This window comes from Azospirillum sp. (genome assembly GCF_050789165.1).
In genome coordinates, this window is sequence record NZ_JBOZRT010000032.1 from 24,360 (window position 1) to 43,186 (window position 18,827).

Below are 18,827 nucleotides of genomic sequence, written 5' to 3' on the forward strand. Positions count from 1 at the left end.
GGGCGTACATGACCGGTCCGGCGGCCTTCCACTCGAACGACGTCGAAGGTGGCCTGCCGCTCGCCGACAAGGTGGCGTTCCTTCAGCGCCCCGAGTCCTATCCGGAGCGCCCGATCGGCGTCGACGCCGTGCAGACGCACATGTCCTGGGTGTTCCTGACCGACCGGCACGCCTACAAGCTCAAGAAGCCCGTGCGCACGCCGGTGCTCGACTTCTCGACTGTCGATGCCCGCAAGGCGGACTGCGAGGCGGAGGTGCGCCTGAACCGCCGCCTCGCCCCGAACATCTACCTGGACGTCGTGCCGCTGGTCATGCGCGACGACGGCCGGCTTCACCTCGGCGGCACGGGACACCAAGTGGATTGGCTTGTGCAGATGGTACGCCTGCCCACGCGGCTGCGGCTCGACGAGGCGATCCGGACCCACGGCGTGCACGGCTCGCACGCCATCCGGTTGGGGCAGGTGCTGGCACGGTTCTACGCAAGCGCCCCGCGACTGGACAGCGATCCGGAGCGCTACCGGCACGGTTTCGCGCCCGAGATCGACGCCAACCTCCAGGAGGTCGCGGACCGAGCGCCTGCACTGGCGGCCCTCGCCGACGCGGCGGCGACCGCACAGCGCGCCGGCCTCGCGGCGCATGGCGGGCTTCTGGAGGAGCGGGCGCGATCAGGACGCGTCGTCGAGGCGCACGGCGATCTCCGGCCCGAGCACATCTTCCTCGACAACGAGCCCATCATCATCGACTGCCTGGAATTCAATCGCGGCCTCCGTCTCCTCGACCCCGCGGACGAACTCGCCTACTTCGGGCTCGAATGCGAGAGGCTCGGAGCGCCATGGATCGGGGATGTGGTTCTCGACGTCTATCGCACGGCGACCGCCGATGCGCCACCGGCACCGGTGCTCGACTTTTACCGCAGCTTCCGGGCGGGGCTCCGCGCACGGCTGGCCGCCCGCCGGCTCGACGAGGCGGATGAACGCCGTCCGCACTGGCTGGCGCGGATGCGAAGCTACCTGATCCTCGCCGTGCATTACGGCGAGCGTCTGTCGCCGCCCGCCCTCAGTCGGCCAGCAGGTCGCTGATCGAGCCGCCGGCGTGCAGGCGCGCGATGGCCTCCGCCAACAGCGGCGCGATGTCCAGGACGTCGAGGCGCCGGGCGAGGACGTCCTCCGGCAACCGGAACGGCGCCAGCGTGTCGGTGACGACGATCCGCTCGAACGCCGGCGCGGCCAGAAGGTGCGCAGCGCCGGGAGCGAACACGCCGTGTGTCGCCAGGGCAAAGACCCGCCGCGCTCCCTGCTGGCGGCACGCCTCGCCGGCGTGCAGAAGGGTCGTTCCGGTGCTGACGAGGTCGTCCAGCACGATCACCGTCCGGCTGGCCACGTCGCCCACCAGGGTTCCCCCGCCGACCACGCCGGCGCTGCGCGTCTTGTTTAGGAAGGCCATGCCGACCTCGCGGCCCAGGGCCCGCGACAGCGAGGCGTGGAACCGTTCTGCCCGCTTCACGCCGCCGATGTCCGGCGACACCACGCACACCAGCTCGTCGCCGATCAGCGGGGCGACGTGGCGCACGAACAGCGGCCGCGCCTCTAGGTTCTCCGTCCGGCAGCGGAAGGCGTTCTCGAACGCGGCCAGATTGTGGACGTCCATGGTCACCACGCGGTCGGTGCCGACCGCCTCGAACAGCGCCGCCATGATGCGCGTGGTCACCGGGTCGCGGGGCTTCGTGCGGCGGTCCTTGCGCGCGTAAGCGAGGTAGGGAGCGACGACCGTCACCCGCCGTGCCGAGCAATCCCTGAGCGCGCCGACGAAGATCAGCAACCGGAACAGCCGGTCGTGCACGCTGCGGTGCGGGCTGCCGTGCAACGACTGGACGACGAAGACGTCCTTGTCCCGCACGCCGACCAGCGGCCGGATCTTCAACTCGCCGTCCTCGAAGGTCCGCTCCTCGAACGGGCAAAGCGGAAGTTCGAGGCGCTCGGCGATCCTCCGCCCCTGCGCCCAATCGGGATCGAGGTCGAACAGCGCCAGTTCGTCCCGTGCCATGGCCGCCTCCGCCGTGCTCAATGGGCCAGGACGACCGAGCAGGCGAGCGGCGTGCCCAGCCTGTGGCGCGTGGCCCCGCCCAGGATCATCTCGCGGGGGTCGGGGTGGGTGTGCAGGAGATCGACATGCGCGGTGAAGAGGCCGGCGAGATCGAAGGGCGCCGCCAACGCGCGTTCGTCCGATGACGTGCCGTCGAGGGGAACCAAGATGTGCTTGACCATGACGGCCTCCGGGGTGCGGAACGCTTGCGCCCAGAGTGTCCCGAAGAAGCGCCGCCAGCGTTAATCCAGATTAAAGTCCGACCGCCGCTCCGGGGGCATAAAGCCGTCGTATCACCGGCAAAGCCCAGGAGGATGCCATGGCCGACACGACCATCACCGAGAAGCCGACGCAGGACGTCAAGTCCACCGGCGCGGCCGCCAGGGAACTGGCCGAGCGCAACCGCCACCCGCTGCTGGCGCTGCGCGATGAGTTCGACCGCCTGTTCGACGAGGCGTCGTCCATGTTCCGCCTGCCGTGGAGCCGCCGCCCGATGTTCGACCTGGAGCCGCTGCTGCGCAGCGACGCCGATGTCGAGGCGATCATTCCCCCGGCGGAGGTGGACGAGCGGGAGAGCGAGTACCGGATCACCCTGGAGATCCCGGGCATGGACGGGACGGACGTCGAAGTCAGCGTGCAGGACGACGTTTTGACCATCAAGGCCGAGAAGAAGGAGGAAAAGGAGGAGAAGGGCAAGAACCGCACCTTCTCGGAACGCCGCTACGGGATGTGCGCGCGCTCGTTCCGGCTGCCGGCCAACGTGAAGGCGGACGGCATCACGGCCGCCATGAAGAACGGCGTGCTCACCATCGCGCTGCCGAAGACCGCGCCGAGCGCGCCGAACAAGCGCACCATCGAGGTCGCCAAGACTTGACCGCCCGGCACCATCGGGAAAACGGCACCATCGGCGGTCGACGTGACCGCCAATGGTGCCGGGTTAGACTCCGCGCCGCGCTTTCGGCAGCACGATCGTCAGCACCCCGTCCTCGACCGATGCCCGGATCGCGCTCCGGTCGATGTCGGGTGGCAGCGCGAATGCGCGCTGGATCGCGCCGTACCGCCGCTCCATCAGGTGGCGGGCCACCGCGGTGCAACTCGTCATTTCCGGATCCGGCTTGACGGCGGCGACGATCACCTCCCGTTCGGTCAGCCCGACGTCGATGTCCGGCGCTGCGAGGCCGGGCAGTTCCACCAGCAGTTCATGGGCTTCCGGATACTCGATCTGGTCGGCGTCGGGTGTGAGATGCCCGATCGCCATGTCGTCGGCCGATTCCGGAACCCTGGATCCGTTCGGTTCCGGCCCGGTCCGCGGGTGGACGGGAACAGCGCGACCTCTGGCGGTCATGGTCGGACCCTCCTGAACATCGTTGTGGCCGCAGAGGTAGCGCCCGCCACCAACGCCGTCGTTTATCCAGGTTAAGGCCGCATCACCCGGAGGCGCGAACAACCTCTGCAACGAGCCGGAAGACCGGCCGGTCCAAGCGCACTCCAGCCGATGCATGGCAATGAACGGCCGGCTTTGCTCCGCCTCATCCCGCGCCGGCGATGGCGTGAGCTGCCAAAGCCACGGCGGCGTCCTGTTCCAGCCCGCCTTCGCGCACCAGCGTCCGCCACGTAAAATAGCTGAGCATCAGTCCCAGCATCGCCTGCTGGCTCGGGCTCAACCCATCACCCAGCACCTCATGGCAGGCCCGCATGTGCGGGGCAATCCGCAGTTCGGCGATCTCCCTCGTCAGTGCGTGATGCTCCACGTCCCGCAGCACGCATCCCGCCAGATCCGCGTTGCGCCCGTACCAGCCATACAGCGCCCGCAGTCCCGTGCGCAGCCGTTCGCAGCGGTCCGCAATGCCCCGCCAAGGCTCGGCGTCCGGCAACGGATCGCGTTCCGCCACCAAGCCCGAGCACGCGAGCAGCAGGCTCCGCTCGTCGGGGAAATGGGCATAGAGGGTATGCCTCTGAACGCCCGCCCGTTCCGCCACCATGCTGGTGTTGGTGCGCGCCGGCCCGACGCTGCCGTGCAGTTCGACCGCGGCTTCCACGATGCGCCGGCGGGTCTCCGCCTGCTGCTCGGCCCGGCGCTTCATCGTATAGGGACGGCTCATCCTTTTTCGCTGCACATTGCCGTGCTCTCAACATTGACGTCCCCTCATTTTAAGTGCACGGTCGTGTTCTGTCAAATCGGGCGGCACCAACGACACCGCCGCAGGGAGGACACCATGGAGACCAAGGTCCGTGAAATCGCCGACGGCATCTACCGGCTCTCGATGTTCGTGCCGGAGATCGCGCCGCCCGCCGGGTTCACCTTCAACCAGTTCCTCGTCCTCGCCGAGGAACCCCTGCTGTTCCACACCGGCCCGCGGGCGATGTTCCCGCTGGTGCGCGCTGCGGTCGCTCGCCTGATGCCGCCGGAGCAGCTGCGCTGGATCGCGTTCGGCCACTATGAGGCGGACGAGTGCGGCGCAATGAACGACTGGCTGGCGCTGGCGCCGCACGCCGAGGTGGTGCACGGGCAGACCGCGTGCTTGGTTTCGCTGAACGACATGGCTGACCGCGCGCCGCGCATGGTGCAGGACGGCGAAGCCATCGACCTCGGCATGGGAAAGCGCGTCCGCTACCTCGACACCCCCCACGTCCCGCACGGCTGGGAGGCCGGCCTGCTGTATGAGGAGGGATCCGGCACGCTGCTGTGCGGCGACCTGTTCACCCAGCTCGGCGACGGGCCGGCGCTGACCGAGGGGGATATCGTCGGGCCGGCGGTCGCCGCCGAGGAGATGTTCCGCTACTCCAACCTGAACCCCGGCATGGGCGCCACGATCCGCCGCCTTGCCGACCTTGCACCGCGCACGCTTGCGCTCATGCACGGACCCTCGTTCCATGGCGACGGCGCAGCGGCGCTCCGGGCCTTGGCCTACAGCTACGATGACCGTGTGCTGGCCGCCCACGTTGCCGCCGCGGCCTGACGCGAACCTCCTCGCGCTGGGGACTCACGCAGCAACCGTCTGACGGGATCGGAGGGCCGGGGCGACGAAAGCGCCCCGCCATCCACAAACGCGAGCGTGGCCGTTGACCGGCGCTTCGCGAAAAGGGAGTATGAGGGCTCCGCGATACACCAAGAGGGATAGGTTTCGTGCGCAACATCCTGGCGGTCGCCGCCGTCCTGCTCCTGGCCGCCTGCCAGACCAAGCCGATCTCGACCACCCAGGAGCACACGGTGCCGCCCGGCGCACGGGTGCTGCCGCTGACCGCCATCGAGGCGGCCATCGTCGAGGCCGGGGCCCGGCGCGGCTGGCATTTCCGGCACGTGTCGGACGGGCAGGTCCGCGCCACCTACTCCAAGTGGCCGTGGGTGGCGGAGGCCGATGTGCTGTTCTCGAACCAGACCTACCGAATCCAGTACGTCAGCGCCAAGAACATGGAGCGCCGCGACGACGGGGTGGAGCGCGCTTACAACCGCTGGGTCGGGAACCTCGAACGCGACATTGCGGCGAAGCTCGATCAGATCGGGACGCGCCCCTGAGTCCGACGGCTTGACGCTGCTCCGGGGTGTGGGGTAGGAGGGCGCCTCTCCGACCGGCAAGCTCCCCTGGAGAGGGCATGAGCATCCAGGCCTGCGCCGTCATTCCCAGCCACAACCACCACGCGGTGCTCGGCGGCATCGTCGCGGCGCTGCGGGGCCACGGGCTGGCGGTCATCATCGTCGATGACGCCAGCGGCGAGCCTGCCCGTACCGCCATCGCGGCCTTGCACGCGCCCGCGGACGGGGTCGAGGTGCTGCGGCTGGAGGTGAACCGGGGCAAGGGCGGCGCCGTCATGGCCGGCCTGCGGCGTGCCCACGAACGCGGCTTCACCCACGCCGTGCAGGTGGACGCCGACGGCCAGCACGACCTGGGCGCCGTCGCCGACCTCCTGTCCACCGCCACGGCGCACCCCGAGGCGCTGGTCAGCGGCCGCCCGGTCTACGACCGGTCCGTCCCGCGCTCGCGCCTGATCGCGCGCTGGGCCACTCACGTGTGGATCTGGGTGGAGACGCTGTCGCTGCGCGTGAAGGACAGCATGTGCGGCTTCCGCGTCTATCCGCTGGCCTCCACCATCGCCGTGCTGGACGGCGAGCGGGTCGGAACGCGGATGGACTTCGATCCGGAAATCGTCGTGCGCCTGTTCTGGCGCGGCGTTCCGCTGATCCACATCCCCGTGCGGGTCGTCTATCCCGAGGGCAACACCTCCAACTTCAACCTTCTGCGCGACAACGTGCTGCTGACGCGCATGCACACGCGCCTCGTGCTGACCATGCTGCTGCGCCTGCCCTCGGTGCTGCGCAACCGGCCGCCCAAGCTCGATGGCGGCGGGCATTGGGCGAGCATGGGCGAGCGCGGGGCGTGGTGGGGCATGCGGCTGGTGACGCTCGTCTACCGGCTGCTCGGCCGGCCGGGTTGCATCGCGCTTCTGTGGCCGGTCGTCGCCTACTTTTACCTGAGCAACTCCGCGGGGCGGCGGCACTCGCTGGGCTTCCTGGCGCGGGCGCAGGCGGTGCAGGGCCTGCCGGCCCCGTCCTGGCGGGACGGGCTACGCCATTACATGAGCTTCGCCGCGAAGGCGCTGGACACCTTCATCGCCTGGGCCGACCCGGAGCGCACCGGCCCCATCGCCGTGGACGGCGCGGAGCCCTTGCACCGCCTCGCGGCCGAGGGACGGGGCGCGCTGCTGATCGTCTCGCACCTCGGCAACGCCGAGCTGTCGCGCGCCCGGCTGGCGATGCGGTTCGAGAAGGACATCAACGTGCTGCTGCACACGCGGCACGCCGTCCGCTACAACCGCCTGATCCGTTCCGTCCGCCCCGACGCCGCGGACCACACCATCCAGGTCACCGACGTCGGCCCCGAGACGGCCATCGACCTCAAGGAGCGCGTGGAGAGCGGCGAGTGGATCGCCATCGCCGGCGACCGCACGCCGGTGGAGTTCAACGGCCGGGTCAGCATGGTGCCGTTCCTGGGGCAGGACGCCGCGTTCTCGCAGGGGCCCTACGTGCTGGCGGCGTTGATGGGCTGCCCGGTCTACCTGATGTTCTGCCTGCGCGAGGGCGAGGGGCACCGCGTGACCTTCGAACCCTTCGCCGAGCGCATCGACCTGCCCCGCCGCGGCAAGGACGCCGCGCTGACCGAGCTCGCCGCGCGCTACGCCCGGCGGCTCGAGCACCATTGCCTGCGCGATCCGATGCAATGGTACAACTTCTTCGACTTCTGGGCCGAGCCGAAGACCGGCCGCCCGTAAAGCGAAGCCACCGGTCCATGCACAGCCTGGGCTGGCATCGTGCGGGCCGATGCATATAAAGTGCTCTGCACGTCACCCGCCGTCCCGAGCCTTTCCCCCGAATGACGCATCGATCCCCTTCCCGCGAGCCCTCGGCGTGGCCGGTCCCGGAGTTCGGCCGCTGGCCGTCCGGAGAGCATGAGCACCACGCGGTGGTGCTCGGTGCCGGGATCGGCGGGCTGTCGGCGGCGGCGACGCTGGCGGCGCGCGGGCTGAAGGTGCTGGTGGTGGAGGCGCACGACCGGCCGGGGGGGTACTGCTCCTCATGGCTGCGCAAGGTGCGCGGGCGCGACGGCGCGGTGGGGCGGTACGTCTTCGACGCCGGGGTGCAGGATTTCAGCGGGCTGGGCCCGCGCGGGCCGCTGCGGCGGCTGCTGGACGGCCTGGGCGCGGCTCCGCGGCTGGACTGGCGTCGGGTCCGCCACCGCTATGTGCAGGACGGCCTGTGCCTGGACGTGCCGGACCGTCCGGCGGATCTGGTGACGCGTCTCCAGGTCCTGTTCCCGCACCAAGCTCCGGGCATCGCCGCCTTCTTCGCGGAGATGGAACGCGTCTACGCCGATCTCTACGCCGACGTGGACGACACCGGGGGCGTGCCGATGCCGCCCGCCACGCTGGAGGCCATGCAGGCCTGGACCGCCCGCCGCCCGCACGCCTGGCGCTGGATGCACCGCCCCTACGCCGAGATGCTGGACGGGTACGTGGACGACCCGCGGCTCAAGGCCCTGCTGACCACCATCAGCGAGTACGTCACCGACCGTCCCGAGCTGCTGTCGGTGCGCGAGATGGCGCCGCTGTTCGGGTACTACCTGGAGGGCGGCTGGTACCCGGCCGGAGGCTCGCAGCGGCTGGCGGAGCTGCTGTGCGCGGTGATCCGGGAGAAGGGCGGCGCGGTCTGCCTGCGCACCCGTGCCGAACGCGTCCTGACCGAGGACGGCCGCGCCGCCGGAATCGTCACCGCCGGCGGCGTGGTGCACCGGGCGCCGCTGGTGCTCGCCAACTCCGACGTCGTCGGCACGCTGACCCGGCTGGTCGACCCGGCGCTGCTGCCCAGGCGCTACGCCCAGCGCGTGAAGGGACTGAAGCGCGGCCCGACGGCGGTGCTGGTCAGCCTCGCCGTGGAGGGCGTGCCGGACCTGCCCGCCCGCGTGTTCGTCGGCGCCGGGGGCCTGCATTTCGGCATCGGCAATCCGAGCGCCATCGACGCCTCCCTCGCCCCGGAGGGGCACGCCGCCGTCACCATGCTCTGCCTGCGCCCCGAACCGGAGGCCGCGGAGTGGTTCGCCGCCGGCACGGCCGTCAACCGCGCGCGCAAGGAGGCCTTCGCCGACCGTCTGGTCGCCGCGGCGGAGGGCGTGATCCCCGGGCTGCGGGGCCGCATCCTGTACCGCCAGACGGCGAGCCCGACGACCTTCACGCGCTACGCGCTCGCCGACAACGGCGCCATCTACGGCGCCGCCCGCGGCCAATGGTGCCCGCCCACCAAGACGCCGCTGCCGGGGCTGATGCTGGTCGGCGCCGGCTGCCAGAGCGGTCCCGGCGTGGAGGCCGTGGTGATCTCCGGCGTGTGCGCGGCGAACCTGATCACCGGGATTCCTGGGGTGACGGGGATCCCGGAGGCGCAAGCCGAGGCGGCGGAGTAGGCGGCCGCCGCCTACACCCGCCGGAACACCAGCGAGGTGTTGATTCCCCCGAAGGCGAAGTTGTTGGACATGAGGAACTCCGTCTCGATGCGCCGCCCCTCGCCCATGACGTAGTCCAGCTCGGCGCAGCGTTCGTCCACGTTCTCCAGGTTGGCGGTGTGGGCGAACCAGCCCTGGCGCATCATCTCGATGCCCAGCCACGCCTCCAGGGCGCCGCAGGCGCCCAGCGAGTGGCCGAAGTAGCTCTTCAGCGAGTGGATCGGTGCGCGGCTGCCGAACACGGCGCGGGTCGCCGCCGTCTCGGCGATGTCGCCCCATTCCGTCGCGGTGCCGTGGCCGTTGACGAAGCCGATGGCGTCCGGTTGCAGCCCCGCGTCCTCCAGCGCCATGCGCAGGGCGATCTCCATGGTCTCGGCCTGCGGCTGGGTGACGTGGTTGCCGTCGGAGTTGCAGGCGAAGCCGACCACCTCGGCGTGGATGGTGGCGCCGCGGGCGATCGCGCGCTCGCGCTCCTCCAGGATCAGGGTGGTGGCACCCTCGCCGATCACGAGGCCGTCGCGGTCGCGGTCGTAGGGGCGCGGGCTGGTGTGCGGGCGGTCGTTGCGGGTGGAGGTGGCGAACAGCGTGTCGAATACCGCCGATTCGGTCACGTCCAGCTCGTCGGCGCCGCCGGCGATCATGGCGTCGGCCTTGCCCCACTTGATCGCCTCGTAGGCGTAGCCGATGGCCTGGCTGCCGGAGGTGCAGGCGCTGCTGGTCGGGATGACGCGGCCGGTCACGCCGTAGTACAGCCCGATGTTCACCGCCGCCGTGTGGCTCATCATCTGGATGTAGCTGGTGGCGTTGAGCGTCTTGGACGCCCCCTGGGTCATCAGCTCGGCGAAGGCGATCACCGGCGCCGGGCTGCCGAACGACGAGCCGTAGGCGATGCCGACGCGCCCGCTCTTCACGAACGGATCGTTCAGCAGCGCCGCGTCGTTCAGCGCCCGCTCGGTGGCGTAGACGGCCATCTTCGAGACCGGCCCCATCGTCCGCGTCTTCTTGCGCGGGTAGCGGTCGTCCACCGAGAAGCCCAGCACCGGGGCGGCGAGGCGCGTGTTGATTCCGTGGAAGCGGTCCCACTCGTGCATGGTGCGCACGGCGGTCTCGCCCTTCTCCATGCGGGCGCGGATGGTGGGCCAGTCCTCGCCCAGCGCGCTCACCCCGCCCATGCCCGTGACGACGACCCTGCGCATCAGACCATACCCCCGTTCACCGCGATCACCTGCCGCGTCACGTACGCCGCCCCGTCCGAGCACAGGAAGGACACCACCGCCGCCACCTCCTCCGGCTTGCCGACGCGGCGCATGGGCACCAGCTTCAGGGCTTCCTCCATGGGCAGCCCGTCCGTCATCTGCGTCTCGATGATGCCGGGCGCCACGCAGTTCACCGTGATGTTCCGCTTCGCCAGCTCGATCGCCAGCGCCTTGGTGGCGCCGATGATGCCGGCCTTGGCGGCGCTGTAGTTGACTTGGCCCCGGTTGCCGATCAGCCCGGACACCGACGACAGCGTCACGATCCGCCCGCCCTTGCGGGCCGAGACCATCGGCATCACCAGGGGCTTCAGCACGTTGTAGAAGCCGTCGAGGTTGGTGTGCAGGACCGAGTCCCACTCGTCGTCCGCCATGGCCGGGAAGGCGGCGTCACGGGCGATCCCGGCGTTCAGCACCGCGCCCCAGTAGGGCCCGAACGCTTCCATGTCGGCCTCCAGCGCGGTGCGCGCGGCGTCGCGGTCGGCGATGTCGAAGCTCAGCAGGCGGCCCTCGCCGCCGGCCGCGCGGATGCCCGCCAGCGTCGCCTCGCCGCCGGCCGCGTCGCGGCCGTAATGCACCGCCACCGCGAAGCCGTCGGCGGCCAGCCGTTCCGCGACCGCGCGGCCGATGCCCTTGCTGGCCCCCGTGACCAGGATCGTTCTCTTCATCGTGTGCCCTGTACCCCCTGAACCTGGACACCCTGGCTGGCGAGCAGCGCGGCCGTGTCCTCGGGCTGGTAGACGGTGAGCTGCGCCTTCGCCAGTTCCTCCCCCGTGCCCGTGCGCGTCACCACGCAGTCGAAAGACCCCATGGTCTCATCCCGGAAGACCGGCGCGACCGACACCTCCAGCCGTTCGCCGACGGCGAACCACGCGACGGAGGCGCGGAAGTCGCGCGTGCCCAGCAGCAGGCCCAGGCGGACCGCGCCGCCGCTTTCCCTGGCTTCCACGCCAACCTGCACGCCGCAGGCTTGCGCCATCCACTCTACGGCGACGTGGGCCGGGGCGCCGCGCCCGGCCGCCACGAAGGGAGCCCCCTCGCGCACGGTCAGCGCCGACACGAAGCGGCCGTCCACCCGTCCGACCACCTCGTCCAGCAGGATCATCGGCCGGGCGTGCGGCAGCAGTTCCTCGATGGGCCATGGACACGTGCTCATCACCACTCCCCCCGGCCCAGCACCAGGGCCACGTTGCTGCCGCCGAACGCGAAGGAGTTGCTGAGCATCGCCGCGCGTCCCGGAGGGAGCGCGGCGCCGGGCGCGATCAGGTTCAGCGGCGGGATCTCCGGGTCGGCGACGCCGTCCCACAGGTGTGGCGGCAGCAGGCCGTCCGGGTTGTGCGCCGGATTCAGCGCCAGCCAGAGGAACGCCGCCTCGCACGCCCCGGCGGCGCCCAGCGTGTGGCCGGTCATCGCCTTGGTGGAGCTGCACGGGGTTCCCGCGCCGAACAGCGCGTGCACGGCCTTGCCCTCCATGGAGTCGTTCAGCGCCGTCGCCGTGCCGTGCAGGTTGACGTAGGCGATGTCGCCCGGCGCCAGTCCCGCGTCGGCCAGCGCCGCCCGCATGGCGGCGAGCGCGCCGCGGCCCTCCGGGTCGGGGGCGCTGACGTGATGCGCGTCGGAGCTTTCGCCCACCCCCAGCAGCCGGACCGGGGCGTCCTCGGCGGTCAGCAGGAAGACCGCCGCCGCCTCGCCGATGTTGATGCCGTCGCGGTTGGCGCTGAAGGGATTGCACAGGCCGGCCGAGACCGCCTCCAGCGCGCTGAAGCCCCCCACGGTGGTGCCGCACAGCGTGTCGGCGCCGCCGACCAGAGCGGCGTTGCACAGCCCGGCGCGGATCAGCCGCCGGGCGGACGCGAACACCTTGCCGCTGGACGAGCACGCCGTCGCCACGGTGTAGGCCGGCCCGGTCAGTCCCAGCGCGCGCGCCGCGAACTCCGCCGGTCCGCCGGTGGCGAGCTGGTCGTAATGGAACGGGCCGCTCCACGCACCGTCGCGGCGCATCGCGGCAAAGCCGGCCTCCGCCTCGGCCATGCCCGAGGTGCTGGTGCCCATCACCACGGCGACGCGGTGCCGGCCATGGCGCTTGGCCGCCGCCTCGACGGCGTCGCGGACCTGCTCCAGCGCCAGCAGCAGCAGGCGGTTGTTGCGGCAGTCGTAGGTCTCCAGCCCGGCCGGCACGGGCGGCAGCGGCGCATCGACCGACCCGACCGGCACGCTGTGGCCGGAAATGAGGTCGGACCGCGGCCGCAGGCCGGCGCGGGTGCCGGCGAACAAAGCGGCGGCCACGTCGGCGGCCCCGGTGCCGATCGGGGAGGCGAGGCCCATGGCGGCGAGTCCCGGCGCGCGGCTCATCGCGGCGCCGCCGTGGACTGCACCTCGATCTCGTAGCCCCAGGCGAGGTTGGCGTAGCGCAGCGTGCCGGTCCAGGGCGCCCCCTCGGCCCAGCTGTGCTCGGCGCGCAGCACCTCCTTGCCGCCGATGCGCACGCTGCGCCGGTGCGCGTCCGCGCTCAGCGTGCCGCCCGTGGGGGCGAGGGCGCGCCGCACAGCCGCCTCGGGCCAGTACAGCACCACGATGTCGGCCAGCATGCTGCCCGGCCGCAACGCCGGGGGAAGCCAGGGGGCTGTCTCCACCTCCAGCCCGGCGTCGGTCCAGGTGACGGTCATGGCGCGGCGGCCCAGGCTGTCCACCCCGGCCAGCAGGAAGCGCTCCGGCGTGATGCTGAGCCGGCCTTCGAAGACGAAGGTCTGCCCGTCCCGCCGGGCGGTGATGAGCTGCGCCGCCTCGACGCTCTGCCCGAGATCGGCCGGGCGCGGCAGGGCCAGCGGCTCGCCGGGGGCGAGCAGCGGCGTGCGTGCGTCGGTCGGCTCAGAGTTGATTGAGCTGCCGGGCATGGCGGTGCACGCCCCCAGCCAAAGCAGGAGTGCGATCCACCCCTTATGCGCGGTCATGACGTGAAGCAAAATCCCCAGAAACGAGCGTGCCGTGGACCATACACCAATCACAGTACCCGCGCACCGTTTGTGGTTGCATCCTGCCGCGCGCCGCGCGCCGCAAGTGGTGCAAAAAGAAAGGCAATGGAGATCCCCACCAGCATGGTCACGCCGAAGCTGTGCACCGCCGGCACGCCGCTGAAGGCCAGCAGGCCGAAGGAGAGGATCGTCGTCAGCGTCGCCAGCCACACGGCCAGCATGGTCACCGGCTGCCGCTCCACCCCGCTTTCCGCGCAGAAGACGGCGTAGTCCACGCCGATGGAGAGGATCAGCACCAGCGCCATGGCGTGGAAGAAGGTGAAGTCCTGGCCCATCAGCCCCACCGCCGCCGGCGCCAGGATTAGCGCGGAACCGGGTGGCACCAGCGTCCACAAGGCACCGCGCAGGCCGTAGCGCCACCCCAGCACCGGCAGCATCAGCAGCCCGGCTAGCCCCGTCAGCAGCAGCGCCCGGTGCCGGTACTTGGCCAGCAAGGCCGAGAAGTCCGCCGTTGGGTCGACCAGCCGCACGCCGGCCGTGCCGGCCACCGCCGCGCGCACGGCGTCCGGGTCGCTCAGGCCCTGCAAGGCCACCACGTGCAGCCCCGGCCCGAGCACGAGGTCGCGCAGGAACGGCACGGCGTCCGCCGCCAGCGCGCGCTCCAGCGTCAGCACCTCGTCCGTCACCTTGTCGGGTTCGGCCGGGGGCAGGCCGAGGCGGGCGCGCTGCGTCGCCAGCCAGGGGCCGTGGAGCGCCGAGGCGACCAGCGCGCGGTTTTCCCGTTGCGTCCGGGCGGACGGCACGAAGGCGGCCGGCATTTGGTAACCGGCGATGGCGCCCTTCGCCTTCAGCCCGCCCAGCGTGCCGGCGAGATCCTCCTGCCGCCGCAGCGCCGTCTCGTCGTCGGCCCCCTGGACCAGCAGGAACTGCGCGGCGGTGGTGGCGCCGATCAGGCGCTGGATGTCATCCTGCTCACGCTTCAGGTCCGCCGAGACCGCCTGCAGCCGCCGCACGTCGTCGTCCGCCGACAGCCGCGCCAGCCCCACCACGCCGGCCGCCACGCAGCCCAGCAGAAGCGCGGCGCGCACGCCGCGCCAGCGTCCGTCCTCCCAGAAGCCCCACAGGCGCGACGCGGCGCGCAGCATCCCCGCGCCGTGCGTCAGCGTCCGCGCCCGGTCGAGCGGCGGCAGCCACAGCACCACCGTCAGGAAGGCGCCCAGCAGCCCGATGATCGAGAAGGCGGCGATCTGCCGGAGCCCGGGGAACGGCGCCAGCATCAGCGCGGCGTAGCCGATCAGCGTGGTGACCAGCCCCAGCGTGATGCCCGGCAGCACGTGGCGCAGCCGCTCGCGCGGGCTTCCCGCCTCCGGGTCGAACAGGCAGGCGCTGTAATGCAGGCTGTAGTCCACCGCCACGCCGATCAGACTCGACCCGAACAGCAGGGCCGCCACGTGCAGCTCGCCGAACAGCAGCAGGCTACCGCTCAACCCGACCGCCATGCCCACCGCCAGCGCCAGCACATTGTGCAGCAGCGGCCCCGCCCGGCGGAACACCAGCACCACCAGCAGCATGGTGCCGACCAGCGACAGCGTGCTGAGCGTGGACGCCTCGGCGATCGCGGTCTGCGAGCCGGCGTGCGCGAAGAACACCGCGCCCAGCCGCTTCACCGTGACGCCCGGCATGTCCCCGACGGCGGCATCAACGGCGCCGACCAGCCGGTCCTGGAGGTCCAGTTCGAACGGCTCGCCCGCCAGCACGGCGCTGACCAGCACCCAGGTCGTGCCGTTCTCGACGACGGTCAGCATCCCTTCGTCGGGGGCGAGGCGCGACAGCGGGAACGGCAGGTTGGTGAGGAAGGACGGCAGCAGCAGGAACGGATCGGTGCGCAGCAGCCCGGCGTCGACCAAGCCGGCGAAGCCGAACGCCTGCGACAGCGCGCGCGTGGCGATCTCCTCCCCCTTGTCGGCGGCCAGCAGCGCACGGTCGCCGTTGCTGAGCAGGCTGAGGCGATGGGGGAAGTAGAGGCCGCCCAGCCGCTTCAGCCGGTCGGCGTCGATGCCTTCGCCGACCCGCTCCACCTGGCCGGTGGCCAGCAGGGCGTCGCCGAGCTTGGCCGCGGCGTCGCGGGCGGTCGCGCGGTCGGCGTGCCCGACCAGCGCCAGCACCCGGCGGCCGAGCGCTTTGGTGACCGCGTCGTTGGCGCGCTGCAGGACGGGGTCCTGCTCCTCGCGTGGCAGCAGCGCCAGCAGGTCGGTGCGGAAGCCCAGGCCGTCGTGGATACGCAGCGCGAGGTAGCCGCCGGCCAGCAGGACGATGGCCAGCCAGAGCAGCGCCGCCAGCCGCCTCACGGCCGGCCCGCCGAGGCCAGCAGCGCCGCCTCGTCCGCCGTCGGCGGCTCCACCTTCAGCCGTTGGTCGCGGAAGGTCAGGCGGTCGCGGTCGCCGTCCGGCTTGATGATCTCCACCTCCTCCACGAAGCGGCCGCCGCGCACGTCGATGGCGCGGATCGGCATGGTGGGGTCGTCGGCGCGGCGCGGCGTCAGGTGCAGGGTCCAGGCCCCGGCATCGCCCGCGCGCTCCACCGCGAACATGTCCTCCAGCGCCTTCCAGTCTCCGGTCAATGCGCCGCCCAGCATGGTGTAGAGCTTCGACATGAAGGGCATGCGCGCGGCGGGCAGGCGCATGGTCTCGCTGCCCTTCACCTCCTGCACGAGGCCGGCCGGGCTCATGACGGTGGTGACGGCGAAGGGCGCCTCGGTGCGCCAGATCAGCCCGCGCCCGGGGGCCAGCGTGAAGCGGCCCTCGCTCTTCAGCGGCGCCTGGAAGCCCTTGAGGAAGCGCTCCTGCACGAAGGCGCCGCGCAGCACCTGCCCGTCGCTCAGCGTCTCGGCGGCCAGGGCCGGGAAGGCGGCCAGCGCCAGGAGGAAAACGACGATGCGCCTCACAGCAGAGCCCTCACCTTGTCCGTGAACACCGCGGGGCATTCGAAGCACAGCTCCGCCCCGTCCTCCTTGACCGCCAGCTGCATGGTCCGCGCCTTGGTTAGCAGTTCGCCGCTTTGCCCGTCGTGGATGCGGTAGTCGATGCGGATGCGGTTCTCGTACTCGGCCAGGGTCGCGGTGACCTTGATCACCTGTCCGAAGCGGATCGGCCGCACGTACTTCACCTGGAGGTCGACGATGGGGAACACGTACCCCGACGCCGCCATCTCCGGGTAATTGTAACCGATGCGGTCGAGCAGCGCGCAGCGCGCCTGCTCCAGGAAGCGGGCGTAGTTGCCGTGCCAGACCACCTGCATGGGGTCGAGGTCGTAGAACTGCGCCTGGATGCTGACCTCCGCCGAAATCATGGTGCGGTCCCCTCCACGCCGATGGAGCCGGAGGACAGCGGCTCGTCCCCGCAGCGGTACTCGAAGGACAGGCGGCGCCGCGCCGGGTTGTGGCGCAGCGCCAGCGTCACCTGCGTGTCCGGCACGGTGACGCGGCGGAACTTCACCTGGAACGCCTGCGCCGCCTCGATGCCGAGGCCGAGATGCGCGTTGGCGAACGCCACCGCCCAGTCGATCTGCGCCACCCCCGGCACGATCGGCATACCGGGAAAATGGCCCTCCAGCTGCGCAAGGTCGCCGGGGATGAAGAGGTCCAGCTCCACCCCGTCGGCGAGCGGCCGGACGGCGCGGACATCGGGGGCGGTCGGCCGGGTCACGGCGGTCTCCTCGAACAGGGCGGCGATGTCGGCGTGCCGGCGCTTGCCCAGCGCGCCGTCCGGCAGGCGGGGCACGAAGCGCCAGCGGCGCGGCAGGCCGGCGGGTTCCTGAGTGGCGGACAGCTCCCGCCGCAGCAGCCGGCCGAAGCGGAAGGCGCCGATGGCCGACAGGCGCGCGGCCCCCTCGGCGCTCGGCACCACGGCGGCGCAGAGCTGCTCCCGCATCAGCACGGCGGCGTCGGCAACCAGGGGCGAGCGGCGCAGATGCGCCTCCACCTCGGGCAGGCTGACGCGCTTGCCTTCGACCTTTGCGACGCGGTCGGCGCGGCCGAGGAAGCGGAAGCCTCCGTCCTCCTCCACCGTCACGAGGTCGGAGCCGACGTGCTCCCCACCCTCGACGTGTGCCGCCCGGACCCGCAGGCGGCCGTCCGGGGAGCGGTCGATGACAGTCCCGGGCAGCGGGCGCCAGGGCGGGTCGGCGGCGTCGCGGCGGCGGTGGGCAATGGCACCGGTTTCCGTGCTGCCGAAGATCTCGGTGACCGGGGTGCCGAAGAGGGCCGCGGCCTCGCGCGCGGCCGCCTCCGACAAGGGGGCGCCGGCAGACAGCACCAGCGCCGGGCGCCGCGGCGGCGGCGCGATCCCGGCCAGCCGCGTCAGGTGCGCCGGGCTGGTGACCAGCACGCAGCCGGCGTCGAGCGCGGCCAGCGCCGTTTCCCACAGTTCGTGCATGGCGGCGGCGAAGGGGCGGCCGGAGACCAGCGGCCACGCCAGGCGGAAGTTGAGCCCGTAGACGTGCTGGTGCGGCACCGTGGCGTGCACGCGGGCGGCCGGGCCGGCGAGCGGGCCGAGCACCGCCTCGGTCGCCAGCGCCTCAGCCTCCAGCATGCCGAGCGTGCGGACCACCCGCTTCGGCTCGCCGGTCGAGCCCGACGTGAAGAAGGTCAGCGGCGTCGCGGGGTCGAGCGCGTCCAGCGCCGTCGCCTCGCCGCCGGGCCGCAGGTCGTCGCCGACCGGCACGGCCCCGTCGCCGGCGAGGGCGGCGAGCGTGCCCGGCTGGGCGTTCGGCGGGATCGCCACCTCGGCGCCGGCGTGCAGCAGCGCCAGCAGCCCCACCGCGCCCCAATAGCCGTCCGCCGCGACCAGGAGCCCGCGGCGGCAGCCCTTCAGCCGCGCGGCGTTGGCGGCCACGTCGGCGCGGAAGCGGGCGAAAGTGACGCCGTCGGCGACCGGGGTGTCGTCTGGCCGCCCCACGGCGAACAGGCGGGAGAGCGGGATGGCGGTCATGCGCCCGCATGCCTCCGGCGTACGGCGCGGCGGACCAGCACCTCGCCGCCGAACAGCGCACCCATGACCACATAGGCGACGACGCCGGTCCACAGCGCCCACGCCTCGTCGCTGCCCCACAGGGCCAGCGCGCCGGCGACGGCGGCGTTGAGCACCAGCCAGACCGTCCACACCGCCGTGACCGTGCGGCAGTAGGCTTGGCCCTCCGGCGGCAGGTCGGGCTCCTGGAGGCGGGCGAAGCTCTCGACGAGGCTGGGCGGGCGCAGGAGCGAGGCGCCGAACGCGGCGGCGGTGCCGAGGCTGAGCACCACCGGGTACGCCTTGGCCGCCAGCGCGCCGTCGAGCGCGGCCAGCAGGCCGATCAGCACCGCCGCCGCCGCCAGCGGCCGGCGCCAGACCCGCGCCGCGGGGGAGGAGCAGACGGCGATGCGCCCGCCGATCAGCGCCAGGGCCACCGCCACGAAGGCCAGCGGCGGCACCGCGGCGCGCCCGGCGTAGACCAGTGCGGGATAGAGGACACCGGCGACGGCCAGCGCCGCCATG

Annotated in this window: 20 protein-coding genes; 6 read left to right on the forward strand and 14 right to left on the reverse strand. The window is 71.9% G+C overall.

Annotated features, from left to right (window positions below):
• The first annotated feature begins 8 nt into the window (after positions 1-8).
• Positions 9-1,079 (forward strand): hypothetical protein, encoded by a 1,071-nt coding sequence (locus ACRWK7_RS06315; protein ID WP_431855351.1) that lies wholly within the window; start codon positions 9-11, stop codon positions 1,077-1,079.
• Here ACRWK7_RS06315 and ACRWK7_RS06320 read toward each other — a convergent pair.
• Together ACRWK7_RS06320 and ACRWK7_RS06325 are read right to left on the reverse strand one after the other, a co-directional pair.
• Positions 1,057-2,043, reverse strand: a complete 987-nt coding sequence (locus ACRWK7_RS06320) for a ribose-phosphate diphosphokinase (protein ID WP_431855352.1) — start codon at positions 2,041-2,043, stop codon at positions 1,057-1,059. The two genes, ACRWK7_RS06315 and ACRWK7_RS06320, sit on opposite strands and share 23 nt — an antisense overlap.
• A gap of 17 nt (positions 2,044-2,060) precedes the next feature.
• Positions 2,061-2,264 carry a universal stress protein gene (locus ACRWK7_RS06325; RefSeq protein WP_431855353.1) on the reverse strand — a complete coding sequence of 68 codons (204 nt, stop codon included), beginning with the start codon at positions 2,262-2,264 and terminating at the stop codon, positions 2,061-2,063.
• Between the two features lie 137 nt (positions 2,265-2,401).
• Here ACRWK7_RS06325 and ACRWK7_RS06330 point away from each other — a divergent pair, with 137 nt between their 5' ends.
• A complete protein-coding gene (locus ACRWK7_RS06330) occupies positions 2,402-2,956 on the forward strand; it encodes an Hsp20/alpha crystallin family protein (RefSeq protein WP_431855354.1) in 555 nt (184 codons plus the stop codon).
• Between the two features lie 63 nt (positions 2,957-3,019).
• Here ACRWK7_RS06330 and ACRWK7_RS06335 read toward each other — a convergent pair whose 3' ends face one another.
• Together ACRWK7_RS06335 and ACRWK7_RS06340 are read right to left on the reverse strand one after the other, a co-directional pair.
• A complete protein-coding gene (locus ACRWK7_RS06335) occupies positions 3,020-3,427 on the reverse strand; it encodes an Hsp20/alpha crystallin family protein (protein ID WP_431855355.1) in 408 nt (135 codons plus the stop codon).
• Positions 3,428-3,611: 184 nt separating this feature from the next.
• Positions 3,612-4,184 carry a TetR/AcrR family transcriptional regulator gene (locus ACRWK7_RS06340; RefSeq protein WP_431855356.1) on the reverse strand — a complete coding sequence of 191 codons (573 nt, stop codon included), beginning with the start codon at positions 4,182-4,184 and terminating at the stop codon, positions 3,612-3,614.
• Positions 4,185-4,298: 114 nt separating this feature from the next.
• On the opposite strand from ACRWK7_RS06340, the gene ACRWK7_RS06345 reads away from it, so the two are divergent.
• From ACRWK7_RS06345 to ACRWK7_RS06360, 4 genes are all read left to right on the forward strand, one after another.
• Complete coding sequence (locus tag ACRWK7_RS06345; protein WP_431855357.1) at positions 4,299-5,042, forward strand: hypothetical protein; 744 nt, start codon at positions 4,299-4,301, stop codon at positions 5,040-5,042.
• Between the two features lie 167 nt (positions 5,043-5,209).
• Positions 5,210-5,599 carry a hypothetical protein gene (locus tag ACRWK7_RS06350; RefSeq protein ID WP_431855358.1) on the forward strand — a complete coding sequence of 130 codons (390 nt, stop codon included), beginning with the start codon at positions 5,210-5,212 and terminating at the stop codon, positions 5,597-5,599.
• A gap of 77 nt (positions 5,600-5,676) precedes the next feature.
• Positions 5,677-7,350 (forward strand): glycosyltransferase family 2 protein, encoded by a 1,674-nt coding sequence (locus tag ACRWK7_RS06355; protein WP_431855359.1) that lies wholly within the window; start codon positions 5,677-5,679, stop codon positions 7,348-7,350.
• Positions 7,351-7,451: 101 nt separating this feature from the next.
• Entirely contained in the window at positions 7,452-9,032 is a 1,581-nt protein-coding gene (locus tag ACRWK7_RS06360; protein ID WP_431855360.1) for a phytoene desaturase family protein, read from the forward strand.
• Positions 9,033-9,043: 11 nt separating this feature from the next.
• Here the strand turns inward: ACRWK7_RS06360 and ACRWK7_RS06365 are convergent, their stop codons facing one another.
• The 10 genes from ACRWK7_RS06365 to ACRWK7_RS06410 form a co-directional block, all read right to left on the reverse strand.
• Positions 9,044-10,267, reverse strand: coding sequence for a beta-ketoacyl-ACP synthase (locus tag ACRWK7_RS06365; protein ID WP_431855361.1), 1,224 nt, complete (start codon positions 10,265-10,267; stop codon positions 9,044-9,046).
• The gene (locus tag ACRWK7_RS06370) at positions 10,267-10,992 is read right to left on the reverse strand and encodes a 3-ketoacyl-ACP reductase FabG2 (protein ID WP_431855362.1); all 726 of its coding nucleotides are present in this window, start codon (positions 10,990-10,992) and stop codon (positions 10,267-10,269) included. The genes ACRWK7_RS06365 and ACRWK7_RS06370 overlap by 1 nt, the downstream gene beginning before the upstream one ends.
• Positions 10,989-11,480 (reverse strand): hypothetical protein, encoded by a 492-nt coding sequence (locus ACRWK7_RS06375; RefSeq protein ID WP_431855363.1) that lies wholly within the window; start codon positions 11,478-11,480, stop codon positions 10,989-10,991. The genes ACRWK7_RS06370 and ACRWK7_RS06375 overlap by 4 nt, the downstream gene beginning before the upstream one ends.
• Entirely contained in the window at positions 11,480-12,676 is a 1,197-nt protein-coding gene (locus ACRWK7_RS06380; RefSeq protein WP_431855364.1) for a beta-ketoacyl-ACP synthase, read from the reverse strand. The genes ACRWK7_RS06375 and ACRWK7_RS06380 overlap by 1 nt, the downstream gene beginning before the upstream one ends.
• A complete protein-coding gene (locus ACRWK7_RS06385) occupies positions 12,673-13,218 on the reverse strand; it encodes a DUF3261 domain-containing protein (protein WP_431855365.1) in 546 nt (181 codons plus the stop codon). Before ACRWK7_RS06385 ends, ACRWK7_RS06380 begins: the two co-directional genes overlap by 4 nt.
• Before the next feature lie 107 nt (positions 13,219-13,325).
• Positions 13,326-15,644 (reverse strand): MMPL family transporter, encoded by a 2,319-nt coding sequence (locus ACRWK7_RS06390; RefSeq protein ID WP_431855366.1) that lies wholly within the window; start codon positions 15,642-15,644, stop codon positions 13,326-13,328.
• Complete coding sequence (locus tag ACRWK7_RS06395; protein WP_431855367.1) at positions 15,641-16,240, reverse strand: outer membrane lipoprotein carrier protein LolA; 600 nt, start codon at positions 16,238-16,240, stop codon at positions 15,641-15,643. The genes ACRWK7_RS06390 and ACRWK7_RS06395 overlap by 4 nt, the downstream gene beginning before the upstream one ends.
• Complete coding sequence (locus tag ACRWK7_RS06400; RefSeq protein WP_431855368.1) at positions 16,237-16,644, reverse strand: acyl-CoA thioesterase; 408 nt, start codon at positions 16,642-16,644, stop codon at positions 16,237-16,239. The genes ACRWK7_RS06395 and ACRWK7_RS06400 overlap by 4 nt, the downstream gene beginning before the upstream one ends.
• Positions 16,641-18,284 (reverse strand): AMP-binding protein, encoded by a 1,644-nt coding sequence (locus ACRWK7_RS06405; RefSeq protein ID WP_431855369.1) that lies wholly within the window; start codon positions 18,282-18,284, stop codon positions 16,641-16,643. Before ACRWK7_RS06405 ends, ACRWK7_RS06400 begins: the two co-directional genes overlap by 4 nt.
• Positions 18,281-18,826, reverse strand: coding sequence for a hypothetical protein (locus tag ACRWK7_RS06410; protein ID WP_431855370.1), 546 nt, complete (start codon positions 18,824-18,826; stop codon positions 18,281-18,283). Before ACRWK7_RS06410 ends, ACRWK7_RS06405 begins: the two co-directional genes overlap by 4 nt.
• Position 18,827 lies beyond the last annotated feature (1 nt).

What these genes read in the sequence shown, in the direction of transcription:
- ACRWK7_RS06315 (WP_431855351.1), top strand. Translation starts at nt 9, where the DNA reads ATGACCGGTCCGGCGGCCTTCCACTCGAACGACGTCGAAGGTGGCCTG.
- ACRWK7_RS06320 (WP_431855352.1), bottom strand. Translation starts at nt 2,043, where the DNA reads ATGGCACGGGACGAACTGGCGCTGTTCGACCTCGATCCCGATTGGGCG.
- ACRWK7_RS06325 (WP_431855353.1), bottom strand. Translation starts at nt 2,264, where the DNA reads ATGGTCAAGCACATCTTGGTTCCCCTCGACGGCACGTCATCGGACGAA.
- ACRWK7_RS06330 (WP_431855354.1), top strand. Translation starts at nt 2,402, where the DNA reads ATGGCCGACACGACCATCACCGAGAAGCCGACGCAGGACGTCAAGTCC.
- ACRWK7_RS06335 (WP_431855355.1), bottom strand. Translation starts at nt 3,427, where the DNA reads ATGACCGCCAGAGGTCGCGCTGTTCCCGTCCACCCGCGGACCGGGCCG.
- ACRWK7_RS06340 (WP_431855356.1), bottom strand. Translation starts at nt 4,184, where the DNA reads ATGAGCCGTCCCTATACGATGAAGCGCCGGGCCGAGCAGCAGGCGGAG.
- ACRWK7_RS06345 (WP_431855357.1), top strand. Translation starts at nt 4,299, where the DNA reads ATGGAGACCAAGGTCCGTGAAATCGCCGACGGCATCTACCGGCTCTCG.
- ACRWK7_RS06355 (WP_431855359.1), top strand. Translation starts at nt 5,677, where the DNA reads ATGAGCATCCAGGCCTGCGCCGTCATTCCCAGCCACAACCACCACGCG.
- ACRWK7_RS06360 (WP_431855360.1), top strand. Translation starts at nt 7,452, where the DNA reads ATGACGCATCGATCCCCTTCCCGCGAGCCCTCGGCGTGGCCGGTCCCG.
- ACRWK7_RS06365 (WP_431855361.1), bottom strand. Translation starts at nt 10,267, where the DNA reads ATGCGCAGGGTCGTCGTCACGGGCATGGGCGGGGTGAGCGCGCTGGGC.
- ACRWK7_RS06370 (WP_431855362.1), bottom strand. Translation starts at nt 10,992, where the DNA reads ATGAAGAGAACGATCCTGGTCACGGGGGCCAGCAAGGGCATCGGCCGC.
- ACRWK7_RS06375 (WP_431855363.1), bottom strand. Translation starts at nt 11,480, where the DNA reads ATGAGCACGTGTCCATGGCCCATCGAGGAACTGCTGCCGCACGCCCGG.
- ACRWK7_RS06380 (WP_431855364.1), bottom strand. Translation starts at nt 12,676, where the DNA reads ATGAGCCGCGCGCCGGGACTCGCCGCCATGGGCCTCGCCTCCCCGATC.
- ACRWK7_RS06385 (WP_431855365.1), bottom strand. Translation starts at nt 13,218, where the DNA reads ATGCCCGGCAGCTCAATCAACTCTGAGCCGACCGACGCACGCACGCCG.
- ACRWK7_RS06400 (WP_431855368.1), bottom strand. Translation starts at nt 16,644, where the DNA reads ATGATTTCGGCGGAGGTCAGCATCCAGGCGCAGTTCTACGACCTCGAC.
- ACRWK7_RS06405 (WP_431855369.1), bottom strand. Translation starts at nt 18,284, where the DNA reads ATGACCGCCATCCCGCTCTCCCGCCTGTTCGCCGTGGGGCGGCCAGAC.
- ACRWK7_RS06410 (WP_431855370.1), bottom strand. Translation starts at nt 18,826, where the DNA reads ATGGCGGCGCTGGCCGTCGCCGGTGTCCTCTATCCCGCACTGGTCTAC.